This is a genomic window from Faecalibacterium sp. I4-3-84 (assembly GCF_023347255.1).
GTDB classification, from domain to species: domain Bacteria; phylum Bacillota; class Clostridia; order Oscillospirales; family Ruminococcaceae; genus Faecalibacterium; species Faecalibacterium taiwanense.
Genome location: NZ_CP094466.1, coordinates 1,828,091 through 1,854,199 on the forward strand (window position 1 = coordinate 1,828,091; position 26,109 = coordinate 1,854,199).

At 59.0% G+C, this 26,109-nt stretch carries 28 protein-coding genes; 24 read left to right on the forward strand and 4 right to left on the reverse strand.

The genetic code is table 11. The annotated features are described in order from the left end of the window. Nucleotides 1–17: 17 nt before the first annotated feature. Nucleotides 18–761: an RsmE family RNA methyltransferase gene (locus MTP41_RS08955; protein WP_249235353.1), complete on the reverse strand. Its 744-nt coding sequence runs from the start codon at nucleotides 759–761 to the stop codon at nucleotides 18–20. A gap of 9 nt (nucleotides 762–770) precedes the next feature. After that, nucleotides 771–1,685 (reverse strand): 50S ribosomal protein L11 methyltransferase, encoded by a 915-nt coding sequence (gene prmA, locus MTP41_RS08960; protein WP_005943732.1) that lies wholly within the window; start codon nucleotides 1,683–1,685, stop codon nucleotides 771–773. Between the two features lie 318 nt (nucleotides 1,686–2,003). On the opposite strand from prmA, the gene MTP41_RS08965 reads away from it, so the two are divergent. The 11 genes from MTP41_RS08965 to sstT all read left to right on the forward strand — a co-directional run bounded on the left by MTP41_RS08965 (nucleotide 2,004) and on the right by sstT (nucleotide 12,613). Continuing rightward, nucleotides 2,004–3,470 carry a PTS transporter subunit EIIC gene (locus MTP41_RS08965; RefSeq protein ID WP_249235354.1) on the forward strand — a complete coding sequence of 489 codons (1,467 nt, stop codon included), beginning with the start codon at nucleotides 2,004–2,006 and terminating at the stop codon, nucleotides 3,468–3,470. A 163-nt stretch (nucleotides 3,471–3,633) separates the two neighbouring features. Beyond that, on the forward strand, nucleotides 3,634–4,233 hold the full coding sequence (locus MTP41_RS08970; protein ID WP_120019986.1) for a GNAT family N-acetyltransferase: 600 nt from the start codon (nucleotides 3,634–3,636) through the stop codon (nucleotides 4,231–4,233). A gap of 122 nt (nucleotides 4,234–4,355) precedes the next feature. Further along, complete coding sequence (locus MTP41_RS08975; protein WP_249235355.1) at nucleotides 4,356–4,904, forward strand: twin-arginine translocation signal domain-containing protein; 549 nt, start codon at nucleotides 4,356–4,358, stop codon at nucleotides 4,902–4,904. A 324-nt stretch (nucleotides 4,905–5,228) separates the two neighbouring features. Beyond that, complete coding sequence (locus tag MTP41_RS08980) at nucleotides 5,229–6,125, forward strand: phosphate ABC transporter substrate-binding protein (protein WP_249235356.1); 897 nt, start codon at nucleotides 5,229–5,231, stop codon at nucleotides 6,123–6,125. A gap of 124 nt (nucleotides 6,126–6,249) precedes the next feature. Next, nucleotides 6,250–7,161, forward strand: coding sequence for a phosphate ABC transporter permease subunit PstC (gene pstC / locus MTP41_RS08985; RefSeq protein ID WP_097774558.1), 912 nt, complete (start codon nucleotides 6,250–6,252; stop codon nucleotides 7,159–7,161). Then, complete coding sequence (gene pstA, locus MTP41_RS08990; RefSeq protein ID WP_097774559.1) at nucleotides 7,154–8,011, forward strand: phosphate ABC transporter permease PstA; 858 nt, start codon at nucleotides 7,154–7,156, stop codon at nucleotides 8,009–8,011. Before pstC ends, pstA begins: the two co-directional genes overlap by 8 nt. Before the next feature lie 264 nt (nucleotides 8,012–8,275). Next, a complete protein-coding gene (gene pstB, locus MTP41_RS08995) occupies nucleotides 8,276–9,043 on the forward strand; it encodes a phosphate ABC transporter ATP-binding protein PstB (RefSeq protein ID WP_005943706.1) in 768 nt (255 codons plus the stop codon). A 14-nt stretch (nucleotides 9,044–9,057) separates the two neighbouring features. After that, a complete protein-coding gene (phoU, locus tag MTP41_RS09000; RefSeq protein ID WP_249235357.1) occupies nucleotides 9,058–9,726 on the forward strand; it encodes a phosphate signaling complex protein PhoU in 669 nt (222 codons plus the stop codon). A gap of 264 nt (nucleotides 9,727–9,990) precedes the next feature. Further along, on the forward strand, nucleotides 9,991–10,380 hold the full coding sequence (locus MTP41_RS09005) for a helix-turn-helix transcriptional regulator (RefSeq protein ID WP_097776900.1): 390 nt from the start codon (nucleotides 9,991–9,993) through the stop codon (nucleotides 10,378–10,380). Nucleotides 10,381–10,580: 200 nt separating this feature from the next. After that, entirely contained in the window at nucleotides 10,581–11,087 is a 507-nt protein-coding gene (locus MTP41_RS09010) for a GNAT family N-acetyltransferase (protein WP_249235358.1), read from the forward strand. Between the two features lie 278 nt (nucleotides 11,088–11,365). After that, nucleotides 11,366–12,613: a serine/threonine transporter SstT gene (sstT, locus tag MTP41_RS09015; RefSeq protein ID WP_442900367.1), complete on the forward strand. Its 1,248-nt coding sequence runs from the start codon at nucleotides 11,366–11,368 to the stop codon at nucleotides 12,611–12,613. 46 nt (nucleotides 12,614–12,659) lie between these two features. Here the strand turns inward: sstT and MTP41_RS09020 are convergent, their stop codons facing one another. Then, entirely contained in the window at nucleotides 12,660–13,196 is a 537-nt protein-coding gene (locus tag MTP41_RS09020) for an ECF transporter S component (protein ID WP_249235360.1), read from the reverse strand. Between the two features lie 45 nt (nucleotides 13,197–13,241). Beyond that, nucleotides 13,242–13,661 carry a hypothetical protein gene (locus tag MTP41_RS09025; RefSeq protein WP_249235361.1) on the reverse strand — a complete coding sequence of 140 codons (420 nt, stop codon included), beginning with the start codon at nucleotides 13,659–13,661 and terminating at the stop codon, nucleotides 13,242–13,244. 14 nt (nucleotides 13,662–13,675) lie between these two features. On the opposite strand from MTP41_RS09025, the gene MTP41_RS09030 reads away from it, so the two are divergent. From MTP41_RS09030 to MTP41_RS09090, 13 genes are all read left to right on the forward strand, one after another. After that, nucleotides 13,676–14,527: a transketolase gene (locus MTP41_RS09030; protein WP_249235362.1), complete on the forward strand. Its 852-nt coding sequence runs from the start codon at nucleotides 13,676–13,678 to the stop codon at nucleotides 14,525–14,527. Between the two features lies 1 nt (nucleotide 14,528). After that, nucleotides 14,529–15,476 (forward strand): transketolase family protein, encoded by a 948-nt coding sequence (locus MTP41_RS09035; RefSeq protein ID WP_249235363.1) that lies wholly within the window; start codon nucleotides 14,529–14,531, stop codon nucleotides 15,474–15,476. A 172-nt stretch (nucleotides 15,477–15,648) separates the two neighbouring features. Then, on the forward strand, nucleotides 15,649–15,957 hold the full coding sequence (gene trxA / locus MTP41_RS09040; protein WP_097776904.1) for a thioredoxin: 309 nt from the start codon (nucleotides 15,649–15,651) through the stop codon (nucleotides 15,955–15,957). Between the two features lie 174 nt (nucleotides 15,958–16,131). Next, on the forward strand, nucleotides 16,132–17,727 hold the full coding sequence (gene hisG, locus MTP41_RS09045; RefSeq protein WP_249235364.1) for an ATP phosphoribosyltransferase: 1,596 nt from the start codon (nucleotides 16,132–16,134) through the stop codon (nucleotides 17,725–17,727). Then, a complete protein-coding gene (hisD, locus tag MTP41_RS09050; protein WP_249235365.1) occupies nucleotides 17,724–19,001 on the forward strand; it encodes a histidinol dehydrogenase in 1,278 nt (425 codons plus the stop codon). Before hisG ends, hisD begins: the two co-directional genes overlap by 4 nt. Nucleotides 19,002–19,012: 11 nt before the next feature. Continuing rightward, nucleotides 19,013–20,074: a histidinol-phosphate transaminase gene (gene hisC / locus MTP41_RS09055; RefSeq protein ID WP_249235366.1), complete on the forward strand. Its 1,062-nt coding sequence runs from the start codon at nucleotides 19,013–19,015 to the stop codon at nucleotides 20,072–20,074. 3 nt (nucleotides 20,075–20,077) lie between these two features. Next, nucleotides 20,078–20,674, forward strand: coding sequence for an imidazoleglycerol-phosphate dehydratase HisB (gene hisB / locus MTP41_RS09060; protein ID WP_249235367.1), 597 nt, complete (start codon nucleotides 20,078–20,080; stop codon nucleotides 20,672–20,674). Next, nucleotides 20,671–21,279, forward strand: a complete 609-nt coding sequence (gene hisH / locus MTP41_RS09065; protein ID WP_005943646.1) for an imidazole glycerol phosphate synthase subunit HisH — start codon at nucleotides 20,671–20,673, stop codon at nucleotides 21,277–21,279. Before hisB ends, hisH begins: the two co-directional genes overlap by 4 nt. A gap of 11 nt (nucleotides 21,280–21,290) precedes the next feature. Continuing rightward, a complete protein-coding gene (hisA, locus tag MTP41_RS09070; protein WP_249235368.1) occupies nucleotides 21,291–22,010 on the forward strand; it encodes a 1-(5-phosphoribosyl)-5-[(5-phosphoribosylamino)methylideneamino]imidazole-4-carboxamide isomerase in 720 nt (239 codons plus the stop codon). 16 nt (nucleotides 22,011–22,026) lie between these two features. Continuing rightward, nucleotides 22,027–22,782, forward strand: coding sequence for an imidazole glycerol phosphate synthase subunit HisF (gene hisF / locus MTP41_RS09075; protein ID WP_005943642.1), 756 nt, complete (start codon nucleotides 22,027–22,029; stop codon nucleotides 22,780–22,782). 139 nt (nucleotides 22,783–22,921) lie between these two features. Beyond that, nucleotides 22,922–23,557, forward strand: a complete 636-nt coding sequence (gene hisIE, locus MTP41_RS09080) for a bifunctional phosphoribosyl-AMP cyclohydrolase/phosphoribosyl-ATP diphosphatase HisIE (RefSeq protein ID WP_005943640.1) — start codon at nucleotides 22,922–22,924, stop codon at nucleotides 23,555–23,557. A 7-nt stretch (nucleotides 23,558–23,564) separates the two neighbouring features. Further along, a complete protein-coding gene (locus MTP41_RS09085) occupies nucleotides 23,565–24,389 on the forward strand; it encodes a histidinol-phosphatase HisJ family protein (protein ID WP_097776911.1) in 825 nt (274 codons plus the stop codon). A gap of 279 nt (nucleotides 24,390–24,668) precedes the next feature. Continuing rightward, the gene (locus MTP41_RS09090) at nucleotides 24,669–26,039 is read left to right on the forward strand and encodes an MATE family efflux transporter (RefSeq protein ID WP_249235369.1); all 1,371 of its coding nucleotides are present in this window, start codon (nucleotides 24,669–24,671) and stop codon (nucleotides 26,037–26,039) included. The last annotated feature ends 70 nt before the right edge of the window (nucleotides 26,040–26,109 follow it).

Below are 26,109 nucleotides of genomic sequence, written 5' to 3' on the forward strand. Positions count from 1 at the left end.
ACGCAGCTGCTTTTTTGTTATTCCAGATTCCCCGTCAGGGTCATGACGGACGCAAGCACCGCCAGCGGGGCGGTCTCGCACCGCAGGATGCGGGGGCCAAGGCCCACCGTTCTGGCTCCGGCCTTTGCGGCCATCTCGGCTTCCTCGGCGGCAAAGCCGCCCTCGGCACCAGTCACGATGGCGATTTTCAGTTTTTCGCCATCGGCGGGCGCGGTCTCTGCCAGCAGCCGGCGCAGGGGCGCACCGCCGCACTCGTAGCAAAACAGCACAAGGTCATACTGGTCAAAGGTGCGGCACACGGCACCGAAGTTTGCCAGCGGCAGGGCCACATCCGGCAGAATGCCCCGGCCGCACTGCTTGGCGGCTTCCACCGCAATGCGGTTGTAGCGCTCGTTCTTCTGCTCCTCTTTTTTGGGGGCCGCCACGCAGTAGCGGCTGAAGAAGGGCACGATATGGGCTGCGCCCAGCTCCACGCCGTGCTTGATGATCTGTTCCAGTTTGTCCTGCTTGGGGTAGCCGGCCAGCAGAGTGACCTCCACGCTGGGTTCGGCGGCGCTGGGATAGCCCGGCTCCACCGAAAATTCTACGCACTCATCCCCGAAGCCGGTGATGGTGGCGGTGTATTCCACGGCATTGCCGTCGCATAGAATGACAGTATCGCCCAGCCTTGCGCGCATCACGCGGGCAAGATGGTGGGCATCGGCCCCGCGCAGGGTGGCGGTGCCGTCAGAGATCTCGGTGGTAAAATAACGGTGCGGCATAAAATCTCCTTACGCTTTCTTGCAGACGATGCACTCCCAGCCGCGCTTTTCCTTCACTTCCACAACGGCAAGGCCGGCTTTTTCCAGCCCGGCGATCACTTCATCCTTGCGGCTGTCGATGATGCCGCTGGCAATAAAGGTGGCACCCTCCGCCATCAGGCCCGGCACGGCGGGAGCCAGAGACAGGATGGCGTTGGCCACGATGTTGGCGGTGATGATGTCGTATTTGCCGCTGGCCTTGTCCGAAAGGTCGCCCACCAGCACGGTCAGCTTGTCCTGCACGCCGTTCAACGCGGCGTTCTCGCCTGCGGTGCGTACGGCCACAGGGTCGATGTCCACGCCCTCGGCCACAGCAGCGCCCAGCTTCAGCGCCGCAATGGCAAGGATGCCGCTGCCGGTGCCGATGTCCAGCACCCGCTCGCCGCCGGTCACCCGCTCGTCCAGCGCTTCCATGCACAGGCTGGTGGTCTCGTGGCCGCCGGTGCCGAAGGCTAGGCCCGGGTCAAGGATCAGCTTCACCCGGTCAGTGTCGTACTGCTGCCACGAGGGCACCACCGCCAGCCGTTTGCCGATTTCCAGGGGGTGATAATACTTGCGCCAGCCGTTCTGCCAGTCCTCCTGCTCCACGCCCTCGGTCTCCACGGTGTAGGCGATGTTTGCAGCTTCCATGCGGGCGGCAATGAGGGCCAGCGTCTCCACGGGGGAAGCGCCCGGCTCCAGATACATATGGATGATAACGGTATCGCGGGGCTTGTCCAGCAGCTCCTGCTCGATCAGATCCACATGGGCGATCTCGGCCACCTGCTGCTCGATGTCGCTGTAGTCTTCGATATAGATGCCGCCCTCGGCGATCATGGTGGCAACGGCTTCGGCGTTGTCAGCGTCGGCCTTGGCCACGGTCAGGCGGATATCAGTCCATTCCATAAAATAAACCTCCTTCGGGTTCCCGCTTTTCTTATAATAGTATAGTACCTGATTCGGCTGTGGGATGCAAGCCTTTGGGCAAAATGTACGTAAAAAGAAAAGAATTTTCAACATAAAGACGACCCTTGTGCGGAAAAACCAAAAATTATTGATTGAAAAACTGCCAAATGAGGACTTTTGATGCATTTTGATAGAAAAAAGGCGAAAGGGACTTTCTTTTTTTGCGGAAATATGTTACTATTCTATTACGGAATTATGGACGGCCTGCAACCAGAGGCGTCTGTAAACACAAACATTTCTTAAGGAGGAATGTGCTTTATGATGAAGTATCTCCAGAAACTGGGCAAAGCTTTGATGCTTCCCGTCGCGGTCCTGCCGATCTGCGGCATCCTGATGGGTCTTGGTTATGCCCTTGCTCCGGGCGTTATGGGCGTTCCCGGTGCAGCAACCTCCGGCGCAGCTTACACCGTTGGCTTCCTGCTGGTCAAGGCAGGCGGCGCTCTGATCGATAACATGGCATGGCTGTTTGCCATTGGTGCCGCTGTCGGCCTTGCAGACAACGACGGCACCGCAGGTCTGGCCGGTCTGGTCAGCTTCCTGATGATGCAGCAGCTGCTGAACCCCGGTGTGGTCGGCATGGTCCGTCACCTGGAAGAAGGCACTGCTACCTACATCGCCTTCCAGAAGGTCGCCGGCAACTCCTTCATCGGCATTCTGGCCGCTGTTGTGGGCGCTGCCTGCTACAACAAGTTCAAGGATATCCAGCTGCCTGACTGGCTGGCATTCTTCTCCGGCAAGCGCTTCGTTGCAATCGCTACCGGTCTGATCTCCATTCTGGTGTCCGTTGTTCTGCTGTTCGTCTGGCCCGTCATCTTCGACGCTCTGGTCGCAATCGGCAACGGCATCGCTGGCATGGGCGGCATCGGCGCCGGCATCTACGCCTTCCTGAACCGTCTGCTCATCCCCACCGGTCTGCACCACGCTCTGAACAACGTGTTCTGGTTCGACACCATCGGTCTGGGCGACCTGAGCCACTTCTGGGCTGGCGAGACCTCTGCTGATGTGGGCTGGAGCCTTGGTATGTACATGTCCGGCTTCTTCCCCTGCATGATGTTCGGTGTCCTGGGCGCTGCTCTGGCTATGGTCAAGACCGCTAAGAACAAGAAGGCCGCCATCGGTCTGGTTCTGTCCGCTGCCATCTGCGCATTCGTCTGCGGCGTTACCGAGCCCTTCGAGTTCGGCTTCATGTTCCTGTGCTTCCCCCTGTACGTTGTGTACGCTGCTCTGTACGGCATCTTTACCGTCATCACCTACTACTCCGGTTTCCGTGCCGGCTTCTGCTTCTCCGCAGGTGCCACCGACCTGGTGTTCTCCGCTTCCCTGCCCGCAGCTGCCAAGACTTGGATGATCATTCCTCTGGGCATCGCAGCCTTCGTGGTGTTCTACGCAGTGTTCTACTTTGCCATCACCAAGTTCGACCTGAAGACCCCCGGCCGTGAGGACGAGGACGAAGAGGCCGAGAAGAAGGTCGTTCTGGCAAACAACAACTATACCGAAGTCGCTTCCGCTGTTCTGGCTGCTGTCGGCGGCAAGGAGAACGTGAAGGAAGTTGGTTACTGCGCAACCCGTCTGCGCTTTGAGGTCAAGGATAACGCCAAGGTGGACGAGAAGGCTGTCAAGGCCGCTGGTGCTGCCGGTGTCATCCGCCCCAGCAAGAACGCTTGCCAGGTGATCATCGGCACCAAGGTTCAGTTCGTGTACGACGAGCTGAAGAAGATGCTGTAACGCACACAGCATTCTGAACGGAGTTTGTGCGGGAGACTGGTTGCTCCTGCATTCCCATAAAAGCCGCCGGGAGAAGGGCAGAACCTGCCGCTCCCGGCGGCTTTTGCGTTCCCGCGCGGAGTGTGCTATACTGGTTCAAAAGGCAGATACGGGAGGAAAAACCATGAGCAAAGTGTACAGCTGGCGGAAACTGAACGAAAAAGAACTGACGCGGGTCTATCTGGACGAAATGCGGCGGGACTTTCCGCCCACGGAGCTAAAGCCCCTGAGCATGATCCTGAACAGCGAAGCGGACGGCACAGCCCACACATGGGGCGTGTTCGACGGCGAAACACTGGCGGCGTACCTGCTCATGGTGCGCCCGGCAGGCAGCAGGGTGAGCCAGCTGGATTACTTTGCCGTGCTGCCGGAATACCGTGCTGCAGGGCTGGGCGCGCAGCTGCTGGCCGACCTGCCGCAGCATGAGCGCGGTGCGCAGGCCATCCTCATTGAGGCCGAATGCCCGGATAAGGCGGAGGACGAAGCTATGGCTGTGCGGCGGCTGGGCTTTTACGCCCGGTGCGGCGCGCGGGACACCGGATTCACCGAGCACCTGTTCGATGCATGGTTCCGCATTCTGGTGCTGGACTGCCCGGGTGCCGGTACCTTTGCGGACCGGCAGGCCGTGGATGCACTGGTGGACTGCTACCGCCGCACCATCAGTGAGACCGAGTGGCAGAAGTACGTGCAGTTCTACTGCCCGGACGGAACAAAATACTGCTGAGCAGAAGGCGCTCTGTGCAAATTATGTGTACAGAGCGCCTTTTTGTCATATTTTTGTTGACAGACTCCCAAAAAGTGGTACGCTAAAAGCACAGCAAAATGCTTGTAGAGGAGGGCAATATTATGGCAGAAAAAATGACCCGGCGTACCTTTATGAAGGGCGCAGCAGCTGCGGCTGCAGCAATCTCTTTGTCCGGCGTGCTGGTCGGCTGCGGCGGTGGAAGTGCTGCGGCCGATGAGGTGAAGCTGGGCGCATATACGGTGAAACTGTACAGTGCGAATACACATGCAGAAGTACAGGGCACCGGCGGCTCTTCGTATAAGATCACGGCAAAGGCAGATATTACATTTGATAAGAATGCGGGAGGCACATTCCAGGAACTGCCCTGTAAAGGAATGTTTACGGGTAAGATCGACACGGTTTCTCTGAATACAGACAAACCGACCGGCAGCCTTAAGATGTCGAATTTTGCAGGCCTGAATTGGTTTATGAGCAAGGCGACCGTCGAGGTCGAAATGACGATCCCGACAGAGGAAGCCTATAAGAAGATCGCCGCCGGAACCCCGGTGGAGGTAACGGTCAAGCTCAACAATGTAGAGGGAAAGCTGTATATCGTACAAAAGGATCAAACGTTCCTTGTGCTGAATACAGACCCGACGCCCGCAGAGTGATTTTAAACGCAGATCACGTTAGACAGCGATCAAAAAAGAAGGCGCTCCATAGAGAGCGCCTTCTTTTTTTGTCACTTTATCCAGCCAGAAAATGGCATTTTCGGCATATTTATCCTGTTTGTAAAATCCGAGTGCAGGTTTTTCATCCCGGCTTTACGCAGGCTTGACACAGCCGCCGGAGCCTGTGCAAAAGCTTTACCTCCATTTTGCGCGTACATGGTCGCAGCGCACACGGCGGTGCGGTACAATAAGGCCGTTCCCAAGGAAAACACAAGAAAACATCGGCCGGAACGACGTTCCGGCATTTATTGGAGGAAAAGGGTTATGAAAAAGATCACTCGTCGTTCGTTTATCACTGTCTGCGGCGCTGCTGCTGCAGCGATGGCTCTGACCGCCTGCGGCGGCGCAGCCTCTTCCACTGTGGCATCCTCTGCTGCAGAGTCTGCCTCTTCTTCTGCCGCTGCTGAGACCGCTGCTGCAGGCACCCTGTCCGGCAATGTGGCTACCGGCGGTTCTACCTCTATGAAGAACGTCATCGCTGCCCTGACCGAGGGCTTTGCCGAGGTGGAGCCGGGTGTCACCGTCAGCTACGACCCCACCGGTTCCGGCGCAGGCATCACCGGTGCTACCGATAAGACGCTGGACATCGGCCTGTCCTCCCGCGCCCTGAAGGACGACGAGAAGAACGACGTGGACGGCACCACCGTGGCTCTGGACGGCATCGCCATCGTTGTCAACAAGGCCAGCAAGGTGGCAGACCTGACCGTGGACCAGCTGAAGCAGATGTTCACCGGCGAGATCACCAACTGGAAGGATGTGGGCGGCGACGACGGCGAGATCGTTCTGGTGGGCCGCGAGGCCGGTTCCGGCACCCGCGATGGCTTTGAGAGCATCGTGGACGTGAAGGACAGCTGCAAGTACGCACAGGAGCTGACCGCTACCGGCGCAGTCATCAGCGCTGTGGAGGCCAATCCTCTGGCCGTCGGCTACGCTTCCCTGTCCGCTGTGGGCGACACCGTCGCCATGGTTACAGTGGAGGGTGTGGAGTGCAGCGAGGACACCGTGAAGGACGGCAGCTACAAGATCCAGCGTCCCTTCGTGTTCGTCACCAACAAGAGCGTGACCCTGTCGGAGCAGGCACAGGCCTTTGTGGACTTTGCCACCAGCAAGGACGCTGCCGACCTCATCCGCACCGCAGGCGCTGTGCCGGTAAACGAGTAATTACCGGGTGGTTTGCCGGGGAAAGCTTCCCGGTGAACCGCCCGCCCCGCATCTGAACAAGAAAACTGCCGCGTCGGGCTGCCGTTTCTGCGGGCCGACGCGGCTTTTATAAAGGATTTCAGCTATGAACAAAAAATCCTATCTGAGCCGGGTGCGGTTGCCCCGCACCCCCGCCGAATGGCTGGAAGCGGTGATGAACTTCATCTTCTTCCTGTGCGGTATGCTGGCGGTGGGCTGCGTGGTGCTTATCTCGGTGTACATGGTGATCTCCGGCGTGCCGGCCATCCACAAGATCGGCCTGTTCCAATTCCTGTTCGGCACAAAGTGGGCCTCCACAGCAGCCCAGCCGCTGTTTGGCATCCTGCCCTTTATCCTGTCCAGCATCTACGGCACGCTGGGCGCTGCCATCATCGGTGTGCCCATCGGCCTGCTGACGGCGGTGTTCCTCTCCAAGGCCGCCGACCCCAAGCTGCGCACCGTGGTGGTCACCGCCATCGAGCTGCTGTCCGGCATCCCCAGCGTGGTGTTCGGCCTGCTGGGCATGCAGGTGCTGGTGCCCGCCGTGGCAAAGACCTTCGGCAAGGCTTCCGGTGCCTGCCTGCTGAGCGCAATCGTGGTGCTTTCCATCATGATTTTGCCCAGCATCGTGTCCGTGTCGGTCACGGCACTGAACGCCGTGCCGCCGGAGTATGAGCAGGGCAGTCTGGCACTGGGTGCCACCGACACCGAAACATGGTTCAAGATCAGCATTCCGGCAGCCAAAAGCGGCATTGCCGCAGGCATTGTGCTGGGTATCGGCCGCGCCATCGGCGAGGCCATGGCGGTGATGATGGTGGCAGGCAACAGCCCCAACATGCCGGACAGTCCCTTCCGCAGCGTCACCTTCCTGACCACCGCCATCGCCAAGGAGATGAGCTATGCCGGCGGTCTGCAGCGGCAGGCGCTGTTCAGCATCGCGCTGGTGCTGTTCGTCTTTATCATGATCATCAATGTTGTGCTGAACGTTGTGCTGAAGGGAGGAAGCCGGGATGAATAAGGGCCTTTCGCCTTCCCGTCAGATGTGGAACCGGGTCATGACCGCACTGGTCTGGGCCAGCGCCGTTCTGGTGATGGTTCTGGTGGCCGGTATCATCGGCATGGTGCTGGTGCGGGGCATCCCCCACATCAGCTGGAAGTTCCTTTCTACCACTGCCAGTGTGCTGAAAAAGACCGACGGCATCCTGCCTGCCATCCTCAACACACTGTATGTCATCGTGCTGACATTACTGATCGTACTGCCTCTGGGCGTGGGCGCGGCGGTCTACCTGACCGAGTATGCCTCCAACCGGCGGCTTATCGAGGTCATCGAGTTCACCAATGAAACGCTGGCGGGCATCCCCAGCATCATCTACGGTCTGGTGGGCATGCTGGTGTTCAGTCAGGCGCTGGGCTTCCAGACCTGTCTGCTGTCCGGTTCACTCACGCTGGTGGTCATGAACCTGCCCACCATCATCCGAACCACGCAGGAATCCCTCAAGACGGTGCCGCAGGGCTACCGGGAGGGTGCCATGGGTCTGGGTGCAGGCAAGTGGCACATCATCCGCACCATCGTGCTGCCCTGCAGCATCGACGGCATCGTGACCGGCTGCATTCTGGCTGTGGGCCGCATCGTGGGCGAAAGTGCCGCCCTGCTTTTCACCGCCGGTGCCGCAGAGGTCATTGCCAAGAGCGTGGCCAAAGCCTACACCTCCAACGGAGCCACCCTGTCGGTGCTGCTGTACCTGCGTGCCTTTGAGGACGGCGATTTTGCTTCCGCATGGGGCATCGGTGCGGTGCTGCTGGTGCTGGTGCTGGCCATCAACCTTGCGGCGCGGCTGGCAAAGACCAAGCTGAAACAGAAACAGTAAAAGATTGCAGATATTTGATAGCGGCCTCGCCCTCTCAGTCTCGGCACTTCGTGTCTCGACAGCTCTCCCAAAGGGAGAGCCTCTGGCGAAACCGAAAGCTTCGCATGGACTGCCAAGGCCTCTCACTTTGAAAGACTTCCCCCGGTCGGGGGAAGATGTCGCGTGAGCGACAAAAAGGGGAACAAGGTGGCATTGCGCAAGCAATGACGGAGAGGGCGAGGATGCTGAAAAAATGCGATCGTCCTATAAAATATGAGGTATTCTATGGAAAACACGAATGTGCCGGTCATTTCGGCAAAAGACCTGAACCTCTGGTACGGCGACTTCAAGGCACTGAAAGGCATCTCGCTGGACGTGGGCGAGCGGGAGATCACCGCTCTCATCGGTCCTTCCGGCTGCGGCAAATCCACCTTTTTAAAGACCCTCAACCGCATGAACGACCTTGTGCCGAATGTGCGCATCGAGGGCGATGTGCGGCTCAAGGGCGAGGATATCTTTGCCCGGGAAATGCAGCTTACCGACCTGCGCCGCCGGGTGGGCATGGTGTTCCAGAAGGCCAATCCTTTCCCCATGAGCATTTACGACAATATCACCTACGGCCCCAAGTTGCACGGCGTGCGCAATAAGGCTGAGCTGGACGAGCTGGTGGAAAGTAGCCTGCGGGGCGCGGCCCTGTGGGACGAGGTGAAGGACCGCCTGAAAAAGAGCGCGCTGGGCCTTTCCGGCGGCCAGCAGCAGCGTCTGTGCATCGCCCGGGCGCTGGCAGTGAAGCCCGAAGTGCTGCTGATGGACGAGCCCACCAGCGCACTGGACCCCGGTTCTACCATGAAGGTGGAGGAGCTGATGAGTGAGCTGAAGAAGAACTACACGGTGGTCATCGTTACCCACAACATGCAGCAGGCGGCCCGTATCAGTGACCGCACCGCCTTCTTCCTGCTGGGCGAGCTGGTGGAAGTGGGCCCCACGGCGCAGATCTTCAGCGCACCGCAGGATAAACGTACCGAGGACTACATTTCCGGTCGGTTCGGTTAAAGGAGGAAACAGCTATGAGTATCCGTAAACAGTACGACACCGATCTGGAATCGCTGAAAAAATCGTTGACCGAAATGGGCCGCAACTCTGCCGATGCCGTGGAGAACGCTCTGGAAGCGCTCTGCGTTGCTGATGCCGATGCAGCTGCGGCCATCGTGAAGGGGGATGCCCGCATCAACAATATGGAGCGGGATATCGAGCACCGCTGCATGACGTTGCTGCTGCGTCAGCAGCCGGTGGCAGGCGATCTGCGCCGCATCTCCACTGCCATGAAGGTGGTCACGGATATTGAGCGCATCGGCGACCATGCCGCCGACATCGCCGAGATCATCCCCCACCTTGTCACCGTCCGCAAAGAGGGCGACCCGGCGGTAAGTCAGGCCATTGCCATGGGCAAAAAGGCCCACCAGATGATCCTGGATGCCCTCGATGCCCTGACGGCAGAGGACGAAAATGCCGCCCGCAGGGTGATCGCCGCAGACGACGAGGTGGATTACGACTTCAACGCCATCAAGCATCAGCTGGCGCAGGAGATCGCCGAAGACCCCGGCAAGGTGGATGCAGCGCTGGATCTGCTGATGGTCATTAAGTATCTGGAGCGCATCGGCGACCACGCCGTGAATGTGGCCGAGTGGGTGCAGTTCGTGCGCACCGGCCACTATAAGGACGAGAGCATGTTCTGAGCATTTCCCTTCCTCATTTTTGAGGGTTCGTGTTTTCTTTATTTCTCCTGAAAAAGGCCGTTTCTGCCCGGTGCGGAAGCGGTCTTTTTCTGTAAGACGAAACTCGTGGACGAAAAATAATAAAAATTTTTTAGCTTTCTGCAATATTCCGGTGCGTCGGTTCGTATCTGAGGTGTAGGGCGGCAGGAGCCGCCATTCCCTGTGCGGCGGGCGTCCGACATCCCCCAGTCCCCGCCCGCCGCACCCTTTACGGAGGAAACGCAGATGACACAGACGAATCCTATCCTGCCGGAAGTCAGGGCCGGAACGGTCAGCCGCGAAGCACTGGTGCAGGCGGCACTCAAAGAGATCACCCAGAATTACCGCGAAGCAAGCCTTTCCAACGTGGCACGGGAGTACGGCGTTTCGCTGGCATATGTCAGCGAGTGCGTGCGTGCCCAGACCGGACGCACCTATAAGGAATTGCTGCAAAAGCACCGTATGGAGACCGCTGCCCGCATGCTGCGCCGCAGCGACATGAACATCCAGCAGATCATTTCTCTGGTGGGCTACGAGAACACCAGCTATTTCTACCGCCTGTTCCACGAGCGGTATGGTCTCAGCCCGCGGGAATACCGGCTGGTGCGCACCGGCCATGGCCGCGCCAGCGCATAAGGTACTTACTCTAAAAGCAGGGACTGCTGCACATCGTTTTAGCCGAAAGTGCAGCAGCCCCTGCTTTTTGCCGTTTTGGAGCATTTTAAGGTACTTTGGTGCGGGAACTGGATTTTTATGGTAATTTGTAGTACAATAAGAACAATTCTCAAAGTGCTGTGCCGGACCGAGCGCAGCGCAGAAAAGACGAGGTGGAATGAATGTTTCGTGGAGCAGTGAGAGGGGATCTGCCCCAGATCCTGAAGATCTACGCCCATGCACGTGCAGTCATGAAGGCATCCGGCAACCCGACCCAGTGGGGGGATAATTTCCCGCCGCAGGAACTGCTGGAGGAGGATATCGACTCGAACCGGTTGTTCCTCTATGTGGTCAACGGCCAGATCGAGGCCGTGTTTGCCTTTATTCTGGGGGCAGACCCCACCTACGCCGCCATTGAGGACGGCCAGTGGCTGGACGATACCCTGCCCTATGGCACGGTGCACCGTCTGGCATCGGCCGGAAAGCACAAGGGCGTGGCATCGGCAGTGCTGGACTGGAGCATGGAGCACTGCCAGAGCCTGCGTGCCGACACCCACGCCGACAACAAGATCATGCAGCATCTGCTGGAAAAGAACGGCTTTACCCGCTGCGGTGTCATCCATGTGGCAGACGGCTCGCCCCGCTTTGCCTACCAGAAGCTTGCCCCCACCCAGCCGCTGGAAGCATAAAAATACAAAAACCTCTGGAGCTGTTGCACTGGATTTTATCCTTGCGCAACAGCCCCTTTTATTTTTCCTGAAAAGCAAACCTGTCCTTGCTACAAATACAGATTGACAGAAAAACCCCATGGGCACCGACCTGAATGCAAATTTGTGAACGAAAAATGTCTGAAAATGCTTTCATTTCTCTGCCGTATGTGCTATAATAACACCCGTCCTTGTGTAAGAGACAGGAAGCTGTGCGCCGTTGGCGTACAATAGGAAAGAGGAGTGTCTATATGAAAACGTTGAACAAGGCAGTTGCCCGCTACAACGGCATCAGCCTGATCGTTCGCATTCTGATCGGTCTGATCATCGGTGCGGTGCTGGCTCTGGTGGCCCCCGGTGCAGGCTGGGTGGGTGAACTGGGCAGCCTGTTCGTTGGCGCACTGAAGGGCATCGCCCCGGTGCTGGTGTTCGTGATTGTGGCAAGTGCTCTGGCACAGGGTTCTTCCAAGCTGGACCGCCGCTTCGGCACGGTCATCTGGCTGTACATGCTCACCACCTTTCTGGCTGCGGCCATCGCAGTGGTGACCAGCTTTATGTTCCCGGTCACGGTCGTGCTGGCAGACGCTGCCCAGTCGGACGTGGTGCCGCAGGGTCTGGGCGAAGTGATGGGCACTCTGCTCACCAACTTTGTGGCAAACCCCGTCAGTGCCATCATGAGCGGCAACTACATCGGCATCCTGTTCTGGGCCTGCATGTTCGGCGTGGCCATGAAGAAGATCGGCTCTGACACCACCAAGACCTTTATGGCAAACACCGCCGATGCGGTCTCCCAGATCGTGCGCTGGATCATCAATCTGGCACCCTTCGGCATCATGGGTCTGGTCTACACCAATGTTTCCGGCAACGGCCTTGCCATCTTCACCCAGTACGGCAAGCTGCTGGCCCTGCTGGTGGGCACCATGCTGTTCATGGCCCTCATCGTCTCCCCCCTCATCATGTTTATCTATCTGGGCTGCAACCCCTATCCGCTGGTGTTCTGCTGCCTGCGTGAGTCCGGCCTGACCGCCTTCTTCACCCGCAGCTCCGCCGCCAACATCCCCGTGAACATGGCCCTGTGCGAAAAGCTGGGTCTGGACAAGGATATGTACTCCGTCTCCATCCCGCTGGGCGCTACCATCAACATGGACGGTGCCGCCATCACCATCACCATCATGACGCTGGCCGCTGCCAACACCTTGGGCATTCAGGTGTCTCTGCCTGCAGCCATCGTGCTGAGCGCTATGAGCGCTCTGGGTGCCTGCGGTGCTTCCGGCGTGGCCGGCGGTTCCCTGCTGCTGATCCCCATGGCCTGCTCCCTGTTCGGCATTTCCAACGATGTCGCCATGCAGATGGTAGGCGTCGGCTTCATCATCGGCGTGGTGCAGGACTCTGTTGAGACTGCCCTGAACTCTGCCGGTGACGTGGAGTTCGCTGCCACCGCCGAGTACCATCAGTGGCGCAAGCAGGGCAAGCCCCTGCCGGAGTTCCTGAGCGGCAAGAAGAATTAAAAGAGCAAAAAAATGGCTGGCATCCTGCGATGCCAGCCATTTTTTGTCAGTCGATGACCTTTGCCTTCTGCAAAGCCACCAAAATCAGCGGGATGAGCACCAACTGAGCCACGATGCCCGGCACGGCGGTGAGCAGCGCACCGGACAAAAACGCGCTGAACGGGAAGCTGGAACCGGTCAGGCCGGCCAGCACAAAGCGTACCGCACCCCAGACCAAACGGCCTGCCACCATGGCGGTGACAAGAGAAGCATACATCATGGGCACGGTGTGCTTCACCTTGTGCCAGAGCACGCCGGACACAAGGCCGTAGGCGGCCAGCTCAAAGGCCATGGCAATGGCGATGGGGAACATCGGCGGCATGCCGAACAGCACCGACCGCACCAGCGGAGCAATGAAGCCCACGGCAAGGCCCCATGGGCCGCCCAGCACAAAGCCGCACAGCAGAATGGGAAAGTGCATCGGGCACAGCATGTTGCCCACCTGCGGCACATGGCCGGTGATCATGGGCAGCACAAAGGCCAGTGCAAGGAACAGTGCAGCCAGCACGAGGCTGCGGGTGGTGGAATGGGGGTTCGTTTTCATAAAAAGCTTCCTCTTTTGGCCAGACAAAAAAGGGGCCTGCCCGGCTTACAAGCCAACGGCAGACCCCTTCGTGGTGTCTATAGCAGCAAAAATAAGATGGCAGAACGCAAAGGCCCCCTGTGGGCTTTGCGCTGCACCGCTGCGTAAGCGCAGCGGTGGATAAAATGCTCCATCAGGATGGAGAACACGGGCTTCTGTCCGCACACCCGGCTTCGTACCGGAATCTGTGAAAAATATAGCAGATGCCTCTGGCTTTGTCAAGATACGGCAAAAAGCCTGCAATTTAACCAAAAAGCGGCAAATTTCCATGCATATTTCCCCGCGTGTGTACATTTTGCATGAAGAAGCTTGACCTTTTTGCATAGAATAGCTAATATAAACTTGAAAAAGAGCGCGCTGCGGGCAGCAGGACTGCACCGGCGCTGACGAAAGGCTTTTTTGAACATGTGCAAATCTGAGGTTCATACGGGAGGACCATCATGACAAATGCAGAAAAACTTACTCTGGCCAAGCACGCCTGCCACATCCGCATGGGCGTGATCGAGGGCACGCACAGCGCAAAGTGCGGTCATCCGGGCGGCAGTCTGGATATCGCCGAGCTGCTGAGCTACCTCTATTTCGTGGAAATGAACATTGACCCGAAGGACCCCAAGAAGGCCGACCGCGACCGTCTGGTGCTGTCCAAGGGCCATGCTGCACCGGCACTATATGCAGCGCTGGCAGAGCGCGGCTATTTCCCGGTGGAAGACCTTAAGACCCTGCGTAAGATCGGCAGCTATCTGCAGGGCCACCCCAACATGAACGAGACCCCGGGCGTGGATATGTCCACCGGCAGTCTGGGTCAGGGCGTGTCTGCCGCCTGCGGCATGGCACTGGGTGCCAAGCACGCCGGTAAGCCCATCAACGTCTACACCATCCTGGGCGACGGCGAGGTGGAAGAGGGCGAGTGCTGGGAAGCCTTCATGTTTGCCGCACACTACGGCCTTTCCAACCTGTGCGTTGTGCTGGACCGCAACCACCTGCAGATCGACGGCACCACCGAGACCGTGATGAACAGCGCCCCGCTGGAAGAGAAGCTGAAGGCCTTCAACTTCAATGTCGTCACCATCGACGGCCACGACTACGACCAGATCGAAGCCGCCATGCAGGCGTTCCATGCAGAGACTGTAAAGCCCACCTGCATCATTATGGACACCACAAAGGGCAAGGGTGTTTCCTATATGACCAACTCTGTGGACTGGCACGGCAAGGGCCCCAACGATGACGAGTACAAGATCGCAATTGAGGAACTGAACGCCGCATACGCCGCGCTGGAGCAGGAGGAAAACTAAGATGGCAGATGTGAAGAAGATCGCTACCCGTGAAAGCTACGGCAACACCCTGAAGGAGCTGGCCGCCGAAGGCCACGAGGATCTGGTGGTGCTGGACGCAGACCTTGCTGCTGCCACCAAGACCGGTATGTTCCGCAAGGCTTACCCGGATCGTCATTTTGACTGCGGCATTGCCGAGGAAAACATGATGGGCGTGGCTGCGGGCCTGTCCACCATGGGCTACGTGCCCTTTGTTTCCAGCTTTGCTATGTTCGCCGCCGGCCGTGCCTTCGAGCAGGTGCGCAACTCCATTGGCTATCCCCACCTGAACGTGAAGATCGGTGCCACCCACGGCGGCATCTCGGTGGGCGAGGACGGCGCTTCCCATCAGTGCTGCGAGGACTTTGCCCTCATGCGCAGCATCCCCGGCATGACCGTGATCTGCCCCGCCGACGATGTGGAGGCCCGCGCCGCTGTGCGTGCTGCCTACGCAATGGAAGGCCCCGTCTACCTGCGCTTTGGCCGTTTGGCTGTGCCTGTGTTCCACGATGCCGAGAACTATCACTTCGAGATCGGCAAGGGCGAGCAGATCACCGAGGGCAGCGACATTGCCATCATCGCCACCGGCCTGATGGTCAACGAAGCCCGCATTGCTGCGGAGCAGCTGGCCGCTGAGGGCATCCATGCCCGGGTCATCAACATCCACACCATCAAGCCTCTGGACGAGGAGATCGTCCTCAAGGCTGCAAAGGAGTGCGGCAAGGTCATCACCGCCGAGGAGCACAATGTCATCGGCGGTCTGGGCGAGGCTGTCTGCGCCGTGCTGAGCGAAAAGCTGCCCACCCCTGTGCGCCGTGTGGGCGTGCAGGACAAGTTTGGCTGCTCCGGCCCTGCATGGGACCTGTTGCGTGAGTACGGTCTGGATGCCGCTACCATCTGCAAGACTGCCCACGAAATGCTGGGCAAATAAAGCTGCCGGAATCTCACAAAAGCTGAAGGGGCTGCTGCACGTTTGTTCAAAACGATGTGCAGCAGCCCCTTTTTGCGCCCCAATGTGACCCGGTTACGGAAAAACCCCGGTGTTTTGGGTATACTGATGCCATAAGAACAACCACGAACGAACCCTTTCAGGAGGTAGAAATATGGCAGTTGTTACGATCACGAAAGAAAATTTTGAGCAGGAGGTGCTGCAGAGCGCAAAGCCTGTCCTGCTGGACTTCTGGGCCAGCTGGTGCGGCCCCTGCCGCATGCTCAGCCCCGTTGTGGACGAGGTAGCTGAGGAGCGCACCGATGTGAAGGTGGGCAAGGTGAATGTGGACGAGCAGCCGGAGCTGGCCGGGGAGTTCGGCGTCATGAGCATCCCCACTCTGCTGGTGTTTGAGCAGGGCAAGCTGGTGCGTCAGGCCGTGGGTGCCCGCCCGAAGGCCAGTGTGCTGGAGCTGCTTGGGTAAATATGCGTGCTGAAAAGGAGCTGTTGCGCCATGCGACGGCTCCTTTTCTTCTTTTCCCTGTACAAACGCACAGAAAAATCGTATCATTGAGTTGGAAACACCGTCACTTTCCTACTTTACAACTTTACCGAGATAAAGTAAAATAAACTCAAGTAAGAAATGGGGGAACCGACAATGGAATTCAGCCTTGCAAACCTGCAGCCCAAGGAGCGCGCCTCCTTTGCGCTGCGCGCCTTGTACGAAGCGGCGGGCTGCCGCAAGTATCATATGGGCCGATTTGAGGAGTACGGCCTGTATCAGGCCAACCGCAGTTTTTTGTCGTCCGAGCAGGTCATTACCTTTACCGATCTGGACGGCCGTCTGCTGGCCCTCAAGCCGGACGTGACCCTCTCCATTGCCAAGACGGCGCAGCCCGCCCCCGGCGAGATCCTGCGCTACTACTATCACGAGAACGTCTACCGCCCTTCCGCCGAGAGCCACACCTTTAAAGAGATCAGCCAGATGGGCCTTGAGATGCTGGGTGCGGTGGGCGAAGCACAGGTGCAGCAGGCGGTGTGTCTGGCGGCGCGGTCGCTGGATGCGCTGGGGGCCGATTGGGTGCTGGAAGTGAGCCACATGGGCTACCTGTTCGGCCTGTTCGACGCGCTGGGCGTGCCGGATGCCGCCCGCGCAAAGCTGCTGGAAAAGCTGCGGGAGAAAAACGCCCACGAGCTGCGGGCTGCAGCCGGAGCCGCCGGCCTTGCCGATGCCGCCGATACCCTGTGCAGTGTGCTGGATCTTTCCGGTGCCTATGCCGAAACGCTGGAAAAGGCTGCAGCCCTGTGCCGCAACGACGCCATGCGCGCGGCGGTGGCCGAGCTGGAAGCGCTGGCTGTGCCGCTGGAAAAGGCGGGCGGCGTGATCCGGCTGGACATGACGCTGGCCGGTGAGATGGAATACTACAACGGCCTTGTGTTTCAGGGCTACCTGAAAGCCCTGCCCCGCCCCCTGCTCAAGGGCGGCCGCTACGACCTGCTGATGCAGAAGTTCACCCCCGGTGCCGGTGCCATCGGCTTTGCGGTCTATCTGGACGAGCTGGACCGCCTGAGCGCCCCGCTGCCGCCGGTGCAGAAGAACAGCACCGACAGGGTGATGCTGAACGTGGCTCTGCCCAAGGGCCGTCTGGGCGATAAGGTGTATCACCTGCTGGCGGGCATCGGCTACGGCTGCCCGGAGGACTACAACGCCACCCGCAAGCTGGTGGTGGAAAACCCGGAGGCCGGCATCCGCTACTTCCTCGTCAAGCCCAGCGACGTTGCCATCTATGTGGAGCACGGTGCCGCCGATGTGGGCATCGTGGGCAAGGACATCCTCACAGAGGCTTCTGCCGATGTGTACGAGCTGCTGGACACCGGCCTTGGCAAATGCCGCATGTGCGTTGCCGCCCCGGCCGATTACAAGGACGACCCCAGCCGCCCGGTGCGGGTGGCCACAAAATTCGTCAACATTGCAAAGAGCTATTACGCATCCATGGGGCGGGACATCGATATCATCAAGCTGAACGGCTCCATTGAGCTGGCCCCCATTCTGGGCCTTTCGGACGTCATCGTGGATATCGTGGAGACCGGCACCACCCTGCGGGAGAACGGCCTGAAGGTGGTCACCGAGTTCATGCCCATCTCGGCCCGGTTCATTGCCAACAAGGCCAGCTACCAGTTCAAGCACGCCGAAATGGACACCATGCTGGAAAAGCTGCGGGCGGAACTGCAGAACAAGGAGGAAGCAAAATGATCAAGCTGTATAACTTTGACGAGCTCAGGCCCGAAGAGATTCTGAACCGCGATATCCGCGCGGAAAAGAACGTGGAGGATGTGGTGGACGGCATCATTGCCGATGTGCGCGCCCGGGGCGACGATGCCCTGAAGGATTATGCGCTGAAATTTGACGGCGCGAAGATCGATGCCCTGCAGGTGACGCAGGAGGAGATCGACGAAGCCTTTGCGGGCATGGACCCCTACTTCCTCGAAACGCTGCGCGAAGCCGCTGCCAACATCGAGAGCTTCCACCGCCAGCAGGTGCACAAGAATTTTGTGGTGAACGACAAGCCCGGCATCGTGCTGGGGCAGAAATATACCCCCATTGAAAAGGCCGGTGTCTATGTGCCCGGCGGCACGGCGGCCTATCCCTCTACCGTGCTCATGGACGTGATCCCGGCAAAGGTGGCAGGCGTGTCCGAAATCGTCATGACCACCCCCGCCGGAAAGGACGGCAGGGTGAACCCGGTCATCCTTGCCGCCGCTGCCACCGCAGGCGCGACCAGGATCTTCAAGACCGGCGGCGCACAGGCTGTGGCGGCTCTCGCCTACGGCACCCAGAGCATCCCTGCGGTGGATAAGATCGTTGGCCCCGGCAACATCTACGTTGCCACCGCCAAGCGCAAGGTGTTTGGCAAGGTGGGCATCGATATGATCGCAGGCCCCAGCGAAATTCTGGTGCTGGCCGACGGCGGCTGCAACCCCGCATGGGTGGCAGCAGACCTGCTGAGTCAGGCCGAGCACGACAAACTGGCAAGCCCGGTCCTCGTCACCGACAGCCCGGAGCTGGCCAAGGCCGTGCAGGCGGAGCTGGAGATGCAGATCCCTCAGCTGCCCCGTGCCGCCATCGCCCGCGCCAGCGTGGACGACAACGGCAAGATCATCCTCTGCACCGACCTGCACAAGGCCATTGAAGCCTGCAACATCATTGCACCGGAACATCTGGAAGTGTGCGTGGAGGACCCCTTCGGCGTGCTGAACGAGATCAGAAACGCAGGCAGCATCTTCCTTGGCCGCAACGTGCCGGAAGCGCTGGGCGATTACTTTGCAGGCCCCAACCACACCCTGCCCACCAGCGGCACCGCCCGCTTCTCAAGCCCCTTGGGCGTAGACGACTTTGTAAAGAAGTCCAGCTTCCTCTACTACACCCGGGAAGCGCTGGGCGAGGTAGCCCCCCGCATCGCCGATTTTGCCGAGCGCGAGGGCCTGCACGCCCACGCCCGCAGCGTGACCATCCGGTATGAAAAGTGAGGATTTGAACCATGAGTAAATTCCTTTCTCCCACGCTGGCCGCTGTCACCCCCTACACCCCGGGTGAGCAGCCGCAGGATCAGCAGTACATCAAACTGAACACTAACGAAAGCCCCTATCTGCCCTCCCCGGCGGTGATCGCCGCCGTGAGCGAGCACGAGGTGGAAAAGCTGCGCCTTTACTCCGACCCCGCCTGTGCCGACCTGCTCAAGGCGGCCGCAGCCCACTTCGGTTTGCAGCCGGAGCAGATCATGCCCGGCAATGGCAGCGACGAGAACCTCTTCTTTGCGCTGCGTGCCTTCTGCGACGCAGACCACCCGCTGGCCTATGCCGACATCACCTACGGTTGCTACGGCGTGTGGTGTGGGCTGATGCACATTCCCAGCCACATCATCCCGCTGAAAGAGGATTTCACCCTTGACCCGAAGGACTACTACGGCCTGAACCAGACCATCGTCCTTGCAAACCCCAACGCCCCCACCGGCATTGCACTGCCCCGGGTGGAAATTGAGGGCATCTTAAAGGCAAACCCGAACAATGTGGTCATCGTGGACGAGGCCTATGTGGACTTTGGCGGCGAGAGCTGCGTGCCCCTCATCGACCAGTACGAGAACCTGCTGGTGGTGCAGACTTTTTCCAAGTCCCGGCAGCTGGCCGGTGCGCGTCTGGGTCTTGCCATGGGCAATGCAAAGCTCATTGCCGACCTGAACCGGGTCAAGTTCAGCCTGAACCCCTACAACATCAACCGCCTGACCCTGAAGGCCGGGCAGGCTGCGCTGGAAGATACCGCTTATTTTGACAGGACCCGCGCCGCCATCGTGGACACCCGCGCATGGACAAAACAACAGCTGGAACAGCGCGGATTTGCCGTGCTGGACAGCCGCTCCAACTTCCTGTTTGCAAGTACCAACAGGAAAGACGGCGGAACACTCTACAAAGAGTTGAAGAAAAATGGCATTCTGGTGCGCCATTTTGACGCGCCCCGCATCCAGAACTGGCTGCGCATCACCATTGGCACGCCGGAACAGATGCAGACGTTTATGGAAACGCTGGATAAGATCATGGAGGAATGAACCATGCCGAACCGAATGATCTCGCTGGAACGCAACACCAATGAGACCCAGATCGACCTTACCCTTGATCTGGACGGCACCGGCCGCTACGAGGTGGACACCGGGTGCGGCTTTCTGAACCACATGCTGGAGCTGTTCGCCCGCCATGGCCGTTTTGACTTAGTGCTCACCTGCCACGGCGATGTGCAGGTGGACTACCACCACACCACCGAGGATGTGGGCATTGCACTGGGTCAGGCCTTTGCACGGGCGCTGGGCGATATGCGCGGTATCCAGCGCTACGGCAGCTTTTATCTGCCCATGGATGAAGCGCTGATCCTGTGCGCCGTCGATCTCTCGGGCCGCTGCACCCTGAACTGGGACATCCATTGCAGCACCGAAAAGGTGGGCGATTTTGATGTGGAGTGCGCCAAGGAATTCTGGCTGGGCTTTGCCCGCAGCGTGCCCGCCACTGTCCACTTTGTACAATTTGCGGGAGAAAATACACACCACATCCTCGAAGCCTGCTTCAAGGGCGCAGGCCATGCACTGGGCGTGGCCGTGAAGATCGACGAAGCCCACAAGGACGAGATCCCTTCCACGAAAGGACTGCTGGTATGATCGCAATTATCGATTATGGCGTGGGCAACCTGTTCAGCCTGAAGTCCAGCCTGAAACAGCTGGGACTGGAAGCTGTTGTGACTGCGGATGCGGACACCATCCGCAAAGCCGACCGGCTCATCCTGCCGGGCGTGGGCGCTTTTGCCGATGCCATGGCAAAGCTGGAGGCAACGGGTCTTGTGCCGGTCATGAAAGAAGAAGCCGAAAGGAAGCCGCTGCTGGGTATCTGCCTTGGCATGCAGCTGCTGTTTGAAAAGAGTTACGAGTACGGTGAGCACGAAGGCCTTGGCTTTGTGAAGGGCGAGGTCTGCCCGCTGGAGCCCGACCTTGCGGACAAGAGCCTGAAGGTGCCGCAGATCGGCTGGAACGCCTTGCACATTGTAAAGGACGACCCGCTGTTCAAGTACATCCGTGAGGGCGAATACGTCTATTACGTCCACAGCTACTACGGCAAGAACTGTACGGAGAGTACACTGGCTGTGAGCGACTATTCCATTCCCGTCACCGGCGCGGTGCGGGCAGGCAGGGTGTACGGCACCCAGTTCCACCCGGAAAAGAGCGGGGATACCGGCCTGCGCATTCTGAAAGCATTTGCGGAATTGTAAGGAGAAAAATTATGCAGCTTTTTCCAGCCATTGACCTGCGGGGCGGCAAGGTGGTGCGCCTGACGCAGGGCGACTACAGCCGCATGACCGTCTACGGCGAGGACCCCTGTGCACAGGCGCGGGAGTTCCTTGCAGCGGGGGCCAAAAATCTGCACGTCGTCGATCTGGACGGCGCAAAGGACGGCACCCTTTCCAACTACGATACCATTGCCGCGCTGGCAAAACAGGGCGGCTTATACATTGAGGTGGGCGGCGGCATCCGCACCGAGGAGCGCATTGAAACATATCTCTCCCTCGGCGTGGGCCGCTGCATCCTTGGCAGCGTGGCGGTGACGGATTTTGCCTTTACCGCCCGGATGCTGAAAAAATACGGCGATAAAATTGCCGTGGGCGTGGACGCAAAGGACGGCTGTGTGGCCATCCATGGCTGGAAGGAAGTGAGCGCCGAGCCGGGCGTGGACTTCTGTAAGCGGCTGGCAGATGCCGGATGCACCGCCATCATCTACACGGACATTGCCTGCGACGGTGCCATGAGGGGCACGAACCTCGGCCTGTACCGCACGCTTGCCAAAGAGGTGCCCGGCGTGGACTTTACGGCCAGCGGCGGCATCTCGTCCGAAGCAGAGCTTCTGGAACTGAAAAAAATGGGCACTGCCGCTGCCATTTTAGGCAAGAGCCTGTACACCGGCGCACTGGACCTTGCGCGCTGCGTGCAGCTGGTACAGAAGTGAACGGAGGGGAAACGACATGATCACCAAACGCATTATTCCCTGCCTTGATGTGCGCAATGGCCGCGTGGTCAAGGGCACGAACTTTGAAGGCATCCGGGATGTGGCCGACCCGGTGGAAATGGCCCGCATGTACAATGCTGCCGGTGCCGACGAGCTGGTGTTCTACGATATCACTGCCAGCTTCGAGGGCCGGGCGCTGTTTACGGATATCCTGACCCGCGTCGCCAGCGAAATTTTTATCCCGCTCACGGTGGGCGGCGGCATCAATACGCTGGAAGACTTCGACCGGGTGCTCAAGTGCGGTGCGGATAAGGTCAGCGTCAACTCGGGCGCACTCAAAAACCCTGACCTCATCCCGGCGGCAGCACAGCGCTACGGCAATCAGTGCGTGGTGCTCTCTGCCGATGTGAAGCGGGTGGACGGCCAGTTCCGGGTGTTCGCCAAGGGCGGGCGCGAGGACACCGGCCGGGATGCACTGGACTGGATCAGCTGGTGCGTGGACCACGGCGCGGGCGAGATCTGCCTGAACAGCATCGATACCGACGGCGTGCGCAGCGGCTTCGACCTTGAGATGCTGGATGCAGTTGCGGCGCGGGTGAATGTACCCATCATTGCCAGCGGCGGCGCAGGCAAAAAGGAAGACTTTCTGGAGCTGTTCCACCACAAGGGCATCGACGCAGGCCTTGCGGCGGGCATCTTCCACCAGAAGCTGCTGACCATCCGCGACCTGAAAGAATACCTCAACGCAAACGGCGTGGAGATGCGGCTGTAACGCCGGGGTGTTTCTCCCCGGCGCGGGGAAAAGCCGTAACGCGAAACTGGATTTCCGCAAAAACAACCCGCAAACTCTTGCGTTTGCGCACCGAATACGCTAAACTAGTAATATCCCCATCCGGGGAGGGAGAACCGTTATGAATCTGAAATTTGATGAAAAGGGCCTGATCCCTGCCATCGTGCAGGACCACTACACCAAAGAGGTGCTCACCCTCGCATACATGAACGCCGAGACGCTGGCGCTCACCATTGCCGAGGGCCGCACTGTGTTCTGGAGCCGCAGCCGTCAGGAGATCTGGCGTAAGGGCGAGACCAGCGGCAATGTGCAGCGGGTGGTGTCCATCACCGCCGACTGCGATGCCGATGCACTGGTGGTGGAAGTGGTCAAATCCGGCCCCGCCTGCCACACCGGCGCCGAGAGCTGCTTTTTCAACGAAGTATACGTCTCGCCGGAGCTGAAGCAGTTCAGCTGGCAGGGCCTGTACCAGCTCATCAAGGGCCGCAAGGATAGCCCCAAGGAGGGCAGCTACACCACCTACCTGTTCGAGAAGGGCAAGGAGAAGATCCTGAAAAAGGTGGGCGAAGAGTGCACCGAGGTCATCATTGCGGGCGAAAAAGAGGATAAGGAAGAGACCGTTTACGAGATCAGCGATCTTGCCTACCATGTTCTGGTGCTGATGGTCAGCGCCGGCATCACGGTGGAGGATGTGACCCGTGAACTGGAAAAACGTCACGTCATTGACCACAAGGTCAAACAGGAAAGGATGCAGTGAATTATCTATGGCAGATTATAAGAAGTCCAGTGTCCATTGCCACTCCACCATGTGCGATGGCAAAAATACCTTGCAGGATATGGCAAGTGCTGCGTGTGCGCAGGGCCTGACCACGCTGGGCTTCACCGGCCATAGCTACACCCAGCGCGACCGTGAATACTGCATGAGCCCCAGCCGCACCGCCCAGTACAAGGCCACCATTGCCAAGCTCAAGACTGAGTACAAGGGCAAGGTGGATATCCTGTGCGGCATCGAGTGGGATATCCTGAGCGAGGATAAGCGCATCGGCTACGATTACTGGATCGGCAGCGCACACCACCTGTACGGCAAGAACACCGGCAAGTATTACGAGATCGATTTCCGCCCGCAGGACCTGTGGGACTGCATCAACGATGATTTTGACGCAGACCCCCTTGCCGCTGTGGAAGCCTACTTTGCCGAGGTGGAAAAGGTGGCTGCCCTCAAGCCGGATATTCTGGCCCACATCGACCTCATCAAGAAGCTGAATGCCAACGGTGAGTTCTTCGACGAAGAGTCGCCCCGCTACAAGGCCGCTGCCCTCAAGGCACTGCAGGCCGCAAAGGCGAACGACTGCCTGCTGGAAGTGAACACCGGCAGCGTGTACCGCGGCTACCGCAAGGACTTCTACCCCGGCCCGTGGCTGCTGGGCGAGTGGCAGAAGATGGGCGGCAAGGTCATCATCACTTCTGATTCTCATGATATCAACAGCCTGACCTACGGCTTTGACGAAGCTGCCGCCGCCATCAAGGCTGCAGGCTTTACCAGCGTGCAGGTGCTTACCGGCAGCGGCTTCGAGACGCAGGAGCTGTAAGAGCGCTATTTTATTGCCAGCATCCTCGCCCTCTCAGTCATCGCTGACGCGATGCCAGCTCCCCCAAAGTGGGAGCCTTTGGCAGTCCACGCAAAGTGCATCGTTATGCCAAGGCCTCTCCCTTTGGGAGAGGTGGCACCGAAGGTGACGGAGAGGGCGAGCCAGCAAAAGATCGATCATCTGCAATGCCTTTTCCTGCTTTTTATAAATCGGGAAGGGATTGCAGATGTTTTGTTTTATGTACAGATATCTTAAAAGTTATAATTTTGGAGGAACCCTATGACCCACGCGCAGCCCCAAAAGAAAAGCTTCTTCAACATGAACGTAGACCTGATGCACGGGCCTATTTTAAAAAGCCTGCTGCTGTTCATGCTGCCCATTCTGGTTTCCAACCTGTTCCAGCAGCTCTACAACACGGTGGATACCATGATCGTGGGCAATGTGCTGGGCGATACAGCCCTTGCCGCCATTGGCTCCTGCGGTTCGATCTACGAGCTTTTAGTCGGCTTTGGCATCGGTATCGGCAATGGCCTTGCCATCGTTGCAGCGCGCTCCTACGGCGCGCAGGACGAAGACCTGCTCAAGCGCACGGTGGTGGGGTCGGTCGTCATTGGCCTGATCGCCTCGCTGGTCATTACAACGGCAGGCTTTTTCGGCCTGCATGCCCTGCTGCAGCTGCTGGATACCCCGGCGGAAATTCTGGAAGATGCCTACAGCTACATCATCGTGATCGACCTTGGCGTTGTGGTCATGTTTATGTATAACCTGTGCGCAGGCCTGCTGCGCGCCATTGGCAACAGCGTAATGCCGCTGGTGTTCCTGCTCATCAGCTCGGTGCTGAACGTGGGGCTGGACCTGTGGTTCATTGCCGGGGTTGGCATGGGCGTGCGGGGCGCAGCGGTGGCAACGGTCATTGCACAGGGCATCTCGGTGGTGCTGTGCGTTCTGTACGTGCTGGCAAGGGTGCGCATCCTCATCCCGGAGAAAAAGCATTTCGCCGTGGGCAGTCATCTCTACTGGGAGCTGTTCAGCCAGAGCATCTCCATGGGCCTGATGAGCAGCATCGTGTCTGCGGGTTCGGTGGTGCTGCAGTACGGCATCAACGGGCTTGGCACCCTGACCATTGCGGGGCACACCGCTGCCCGCAAGCTGTTTGCCTTTACGGATATGCCGCTCATCTCCATGGCGAACGCCGGTTCTACCTTCGTTTCCCAGAACCGCGGCGCAAACCAGCCCGACCGTGTGCGCAGGGGAATGCGGCAGATGTATCTGTACTCGGTGGTGGTGATGGTCGCCGCCGTAGTGCTGATGAACTTTGGTGCTCAGTGGATGGTGCAGCTGATCTCCGGCTCTTCGGAACCCATCGTGCTGGAAAACGGTGCGCGGTATCTGATCTGGAACGCACCCTTCTATGCCGTTCTGGGCGTGCTGCTGTGCACCCGCTACGCGCTGCAGAGCCTTGGCCAGAAGGTGCTGCCGCTGTTCTCCAGCGTGATCGAGCTGGTGGGCAAGGTGATCTTTGTGCTGGTGTTCATCCCGAAATTCCAGTACAACGCCGTGATCCTGTGCGAGCCCATCATCTGGTGCTTCATGGCGGCATATCTGGTGGCGGTGTACCTGCACGAGCCCTTTGTGTTCCCGAAAAAATAACCCTCTCAGTCATCGCTGCGCGATGCCAGCTCTCCCGAAAGGGAGAGCTTTTTGCATTTTACGGGAAGCA

Coding starts and splice junctions, on each gene's coding strand:
- MTP41_RS08955 (WP_249235353.1), bottom strand. CDS start 761: ATGCCGCACCGTTATTTTACCACCGAGATCTCTGACGGCACCGCCACC.
- prmA (WP_005943732.1), bottom strand. CDS start 1,685: ATGGAATGGACTGATATCCGCCTGACCGTGGCCAAGGCCGACGCTGAC.
- MTP41_RS08965 (WP_249235354.1), top strand. CDS start 2,004: ATGATGAAGTATCTCCAGAAACTGGGCAAAGCTTTGATGCTTCCCGTC.
- MTP41_RS08970 (WP_120019986.1), top strand. CDS start 3,634: ATGAGCAAAGTGTACAGCTGGCGGAAACTGAACGAAAAAGAACTGACG.
- MTP41_RS08975 (WP_249235355.1), top strand. CDS start 4,356: ATGGCAGAAAAAATGACCCGGCGTACCTTTATGAAGGGCGCAGCAGCT.
- MTP41_RS08980 (WP_249235356.1), top strand. CDS start 5,229: ATGAAAAAGATCACTCGTCGTTCGTTTATCACTGTCTGCGGCGCTGCT.
- pstC (WP_097774558.1), top strand. CDS start 6,250: ATGAACAAAAAATCCTATCTGAGCCGGGTGCGGTTGCCCCGCACCCCC.
- pstA (WP_097774559.1), top strand. CDS start 7,154: ATGAATAAGGGCCTTTCGCCTTCCCGTCAGATGTGGAACCGGGTCATG.
- pstB (WP_005943706.1), top strand. CDS start 8,276: ATGGAAAACACGAATGTGCCGGTCATTTCGGCAAAAGACCTGAACCTC.
- phoU (WP_249235357.1), top strand. CDS start 9,058: ATGAGTATCCGTAAACAGTACGACACCGATCTGGAATCGCTGAAAAAA.
- MTP41_RS09005 (WP_097776900.1), top strand. CDS start 9,991: ATGACACAGACGAATCCTATCCTGCCGGAAGTCAGGGCCGGAACGGTC.
- MTP41_RS09010 (WP_249235358.1), top strand. CDS start 10,581: ATGTTTCGTGGAGCAGTGAGAGGGGATCTGCCCCAGATCCTGAAGATC.
- MTP41_RS09020 (WP_249235360.1), bottom strand. CDS start 13,196: ATGAAAACGAACCCCCATTCCACCACCCGCAGCCTCGTGCTGGCTGCA.
- MTP41_RS09025 (WP_249235361.1), bottom strand. CDS start 13,661: ATGAACCTCAGATTTGCACATGTTCAAAAAAGCCTTTCGTCAGCGCCG.
- MTP41_RS09030 (WP_249235362.1), top strand. CDS start 13,676: ATGACAAATGCAGAAAAACTTACTCTGGCCAAGCACGCCTGCCACATC.
- MTP41_RS09035 (WP_249235363.1), top strand. CDS start 14,529: ATGGCAGATGTGAAGAAGATCGCTACCCGTGAAAGCTACGGCAACACC.
- trxA (WP_097776904.1), top strand. CDS start 15,649: ATGGCAGTTGTTACGATCACGAAAGAAAATTTTGAGCAGGAGGTGCTG.
- hisG (WP_249235364.1), top strand. CDS start 16,132: ATGGAATTCAGCCTTGCAAACCTGCAGCCCAAGGAGCGCGCCTCCTTT.
- hisD (WP_249235365.1), top strand. CDS start 17,724: ATGATCAAGCTGTATAACTTTGACGAGCTCAGGCCCGAAGAGATTCTG.
- hisC (WP_249235366.1), top strand. CDS start 19,013: ATGAGTAAATTCCTTTCTCCCACGCTGGCCGCTGTCACCCCCTACACC.
- hisB (WP_249235367.1), top strand. CDS start 20,078: ATGCCGAACCGAATGATCTCGCTGGAACGCAACACCAATGAGACCCAG.
- hisH (WP_005943646.1), top strand. CDS start 20,671: ATGATCGCAATTATCGATTATGGCGTGGGCAACCTGTTCAGCCTGAAG.
- hisA (WP_249235368.1), top strand. CDS start 21,291: ATGCAGCTTTTTCCAGCCATTGACCTGCGGGGCGGCAAGGTGGTGCGC.
- hisF (WP_005943642.1), top strand. CDS start 22,027: ATGATCACCAAACGCATTATTCCCTGCCTTGATGTGCGCAATGGCCGC.
- hisIE (WP_005943640.1), top strand. CDS start 22,922: ATGAATCTGAAATTTGATGAAAAGGGCCTGATCCCTGCCATCGTGCAG.
- MTP41_RS09085 (WP_097776911.1), top strand. CDS start 23,565: ATGGCAGATTATAAGAAGTCCAGTGTCCATTGCCACTCCACCATGTGC.
- MTP41_RS09090 (WP_249235369.1), top strand. CDS start 24,669: ATGACCCACGCGCAGCCCCAAAAGAAAAGCTTCTTCAACATGAACGTA.